Consider the following 3,447-nt stretch of genomic DNA (forward strand, 5'->3'; position numbering starts at 1 on the left):
GTGCTGCTCAACGAGCTGGACGAACTGGAAAAGCTCGGCGTCGATCAACTGCTCGAACGGCGTTACAAGCGCCTGCGCGGCTACGGCGCCTTCACCGAAGGCTGAGCCCCGTCACACCGCGCGGGGTAACATCGGCCTTCCATGCCCCGCCCGCGGATAGAATCATGGCCAACGATGTCACCGATAAACTCGCCGTCCTCATCGACGCGGACAACGCGCGCCCGGCGATCGTCGACGGCCTGCTCGCCGAGGTCGCAAAGTACGGCACCGCGCACGTAAAGCGCATCTACGGCGACTGGACCGGCCCCCATCTCACCGGCTGGAAGACGGCATTGCTGGATCACTCCATCCAGCCGATCCAGCAGTTCGCCTATACCTCGGGCAAGAACGCCACCGACTCGGCGATGATCATCGATGCGATGGACCTGCTCTACTCCAACCGTTTCGACGGTTTCTGCATCGTCTCCAGCGACAGCGATTTCACGCGACTGGCGTCGCGCATCCGCGAAGCCGGCCTCATGGTCTACGGCTTCGGCGAGCAGAAAACACCCAAGCCCTTCGTCTCTGCCTGCGACAAGTTCGTCTACACCGAAGTGCTCGTCGGCACGGTGGAAAATGAAGCCTCCGAGCCACCGGTGCAGCGTACGGCGCACGAACTGCGCGGCGACACCAAGCTGGTCAACCTGATCCGCAACGCCATCGACGCCGGCTCCGACGAGAACGGGTGGGCCAGCCTCGGCGCCATCGGCAGCATCATCAACAAGCGTTCGCCCGAGTTCGACTCACGCAACTACGGTTACTCGAAGCTGAGCGGCCTGATCAACGGCGTCGGCCTGTTCGATGTCGAGGAACGACAGCTCGGCAACGCCCGGCACCTTTTCGTTCGTCTCCGCGCCAAGGGCAAATGAATATCTCGCTGATCGATCACCTTGCCCTCGCGCTGGACGACGTGCCGGGCGTGCCGCTGGTCGTTGCCTTCAGCGGAGGGCCCGACTCCACGGCGCTGCTGCATGCGCTGGCCGGCCAGATGCCACGACCACCGCTGCGTGCGCTTCACGTCGACCACGGCCTGCACGCTGACAGCGCGACCTGGGCGGTGCACTGCCGCCGCATGTGCGATTCGCTCGGCGTGCCGATCGACGTGGTGCGGGTAACGGTCGACCTCACGCGCGGCGAAGGGATCGAAGCCGCGGCGAGACGCGCACGCCACGACGCGTTTGCCTCGGCGCTGAAACCCGGCGAACACATCGTGCTTGCCCACCATCGCGACGACCAGATGGAGACCGTCCTGCTCAAGCTCATGCGCGGCGCCGGGCCCGATGGCCTGGCCGGCATGCGGCCTATGCGTCCGCTTGCAGCCGGCGTGTTGTGGCGGCCACTCCTGGACCTGCCACGTGCCGCCCTGCTCGACCATATCGCCGCAAACGGCTTATCCACCCTGCACGATCCCTCCAACGACGACCCGCGCATTGCGCGTGGTTACCTGCGCGCCACCGTCATTCCCGCCCTGGTCGACCAGTGGCCCCAGGCCGCCATCAGCATCACCCACAGTGCACGCCTGTGCCGTGAGGCCGCCGACGGGCTACGCGAGGGCTGGATCGAAGCCCTCGATCGCCTGCGTCGTGACGAGAACACCCTGGACGCCCGTGAATGGCTCGACCTGCATCCTGCATGGCGCGCGCCCCTGCTCGATCACTGGCTGCATGCAGCCAGCCTGAGCGCGCCCACCACGGCACAGCGGGATGCGCTGGAGCGGCAGATTCGCGAGGCCTCGGCGGAACGCCTTCCTCTCGTCGGTTGGCAGGACACGGAAGTCCGGGTCTGGAAGGGTCGCTTGTGGGCCATGCCGCGCTGCCAGCCGTTCGACGAGGCGTGGTCGGCCCCCTGGCACGGTGAGCCGCTGGCGCTGCCAGGCGGTGGCATGCTCACCCTGGGCACCACGCGGCTGCCCGAAGCACTCACGGTGCGCTACCGCCGCGCCGGTGATCGTATCCGCACGGCCGGCAACCACATCACCAAGGAACTGCGCGATCTCTTCCAGGAAGGCGCGGTGCCACCCTGGCGGCGGCCACGCATGCCACTGCTGTGCGAAAACGGCAGCCTGGTGGCCGTCGCGGACCGCTGGTTCAGCGATCGTGGCAAGGCGCTGTTCGACGCCGCGGGGTCCCTGCCGAGGTGGCAGCATGGCGTTTCCGATTGATCAAAAAGGCCATGTGAGCTAATTTTGCGGCCATGCCGAAGTCCCCTGCCCCCGCCGCGCCCGCCTCATCCATTGCCGAATTCGAGCACTCGCTCGACGAACTCGAGCAACTGGTCACGCGCATGGAAGGCGGCGACATGAGCCTCGACGAATCGCTCAAGTCGTTCGAGCGCGGCATCGGCCTTTACCGGCACTGCCAGACAGCGCTGGAGCAGGCGGAACTACGCGTGCGCCTGCTGCTCGACCCCGAAGCCCCCGAGACCGCCGAACCCTTTGACTCCCATATCGACTGACCTGCCAGCGCCGCTGAAGGCGCTGGTCGGCCGGGCTGACGACGCGCTGGCGCGCGCACTGCCCGGCGGTGACCTTCCTCCCGTGGAATTGCATGGCGCCATGCGCTACGCCGTGCTCGGCGGTGGCAAGCGTCTGCGCCCCTTGCTTGTCTACGGCGCGGGGCATGCCCTCGGCCGTGACGACGGCGTGCTCGACGCGCCGGCCTGCGCCGTGGAGATCATCCACGCGTATTCGCTGGTGCACGACGATCTGCCGGCCATGGACGACGATGCCCTCCGCCGTGGTCAGCCGACCTRCCATGTCGTATACGGCGAAGCCATGGCCATCCTTGCGGGCGATGCCCTGCAGGCGCTGGCATTCGAGATCCTCGCCACGCCTTACGGTGAGCGCGACGACCCGGCGGCACGCATCGCCATGTTGCGCGCCCTGGGCGCTGCCTGCGGCGCCGAGGGCATGGCCGGTGGTCAGGCTTTCGATCTTTCGGCGGTAGGTCAGAAGCTGTCACTCGTTGAACTCGAGCGCATGCACGCCTACAAGACGGGCGCCCTGATCCGCGCGTCGGTGCGCCTCGGCGCCCTGGCGGCCGGCTGCACCGACCCCGAACTCCTGACCCGCCTGGATCGCTACGGGCACGCCGTGGGCCTGGCCTTCCAGGTACGCGACGATATCCTCGACGTGGAAGGCGAATCCGCCGTGATCGGCAAGACCGCCGGCAAGGACGCTGCCGCCGACAAGCCAACGTTCCCCTCGATCATCGGCCTGCCCGCTTCCCGCGAACGCCTCGATACCCTCGTCCGCGACGCCCTCGAAGCCATYGAACCGCTGGGCACGCGAGGCGAATACCTCGCCGACCTGGCACGCTATTCGGCGCAACGCGCTCACTGAAGGGAGCCGCGAGGGGCAAGGCCCTTGGGGCCGCGGCGCGGCTCTTCGAGACGGGCCGTAGCTCCTCT

General features: G+C 67.4%; 4 protein-coding genes and 1 pseudogene. All 5 read left to right on the forward strand.

The annotated features are described in order from the left end of the window. A pseudogene (locus AC1DT2_RS18510) lies at nucleotides 1-105 on the forward strand (acetyl-CoA carboxylase carboxyl transferase subunit alpha); the annotation flags it as partial. Nucleotides 106-164: 59 nt separating this feature from the next. Continuing rightward, entirely contained in the window at nucleotides 165-908 is a 744-nt protein-coding gene (locus AC1DT2_RS18515; protein ID WP_063573704.1) for an NYN domain-containing protein, read from the forward strand. Then, nucleotides 905-2,200: a tRNA lysidine(34) synthetase TilS gene (gene tilS / locus AC1DT2_RS18520; protein WP_477297940.1), complete on the forward strand. Its 1,296-nt coding sequence runs from the start codon at nucleotides 905-907 to the stop codon at nucleotides 2,198-2,200. Before AC1DT2_RS18515 ends, tilS begins: the two co-directional genes overlap by 4 nt. Before the next feature lie 32 nt (nucleotides 2,201-2,232). Then, entirely contained in the window at nucleotides 2,233-2,493 is a 261-nt protein-coding gene (locus tag AC1DT2_RS18525) for an exodeoxyribonuclease VII small subunit (protein ID WP_213947764.1), read from the forward strand. Next, nucleotides 2,483-3,379: a polyprenyl synthetase family protein gene (locus tag AC1DT2_RS18530; RefSeq protein ID WP_477297941.1), complete on the forward strand. Its 897-nt coding sequence runs from the start codon at nucleotides 2,483-2,485 to the stop codon at nucleotides 3,377-3,379. The genes AC1DT2_RS18525 and AC1DT2_RS18530 overlap by 11 nt, the downstream gene beginning before the upstream one ends. The last annotated feature ends 68 nt before the right edge of the window (nucleotides 3,380-3,447 follow it).

Source organism: Luteibacter sp. P4_E6, assembly GCF_056401535.1.

Excerpts from the sequence above, each read along its gene's own strand:
- AC1DT2_RS18515 (WP_063573704.1), top strand. The coding sequence starts at position 165 with ATGGCCAACGATGTCACCGATAAACTCGCCGTCCTCATCGACGCGGAC.
- tilS (WP_477297940.1), top strand. The coding sequence starts at position 905 with ATGAATATCTCGCTGATCGATCACCTTGCCCTCGCGCTGGACGACGTG.
- AC1DT2_RS18525 (WP_213947764.1), top strand. The coding sequence starts at position 2,233 with ATGCCGAAGTCCCCTGCCCCCGCCGCGCCCGCCTCATCCATTGCCGAA.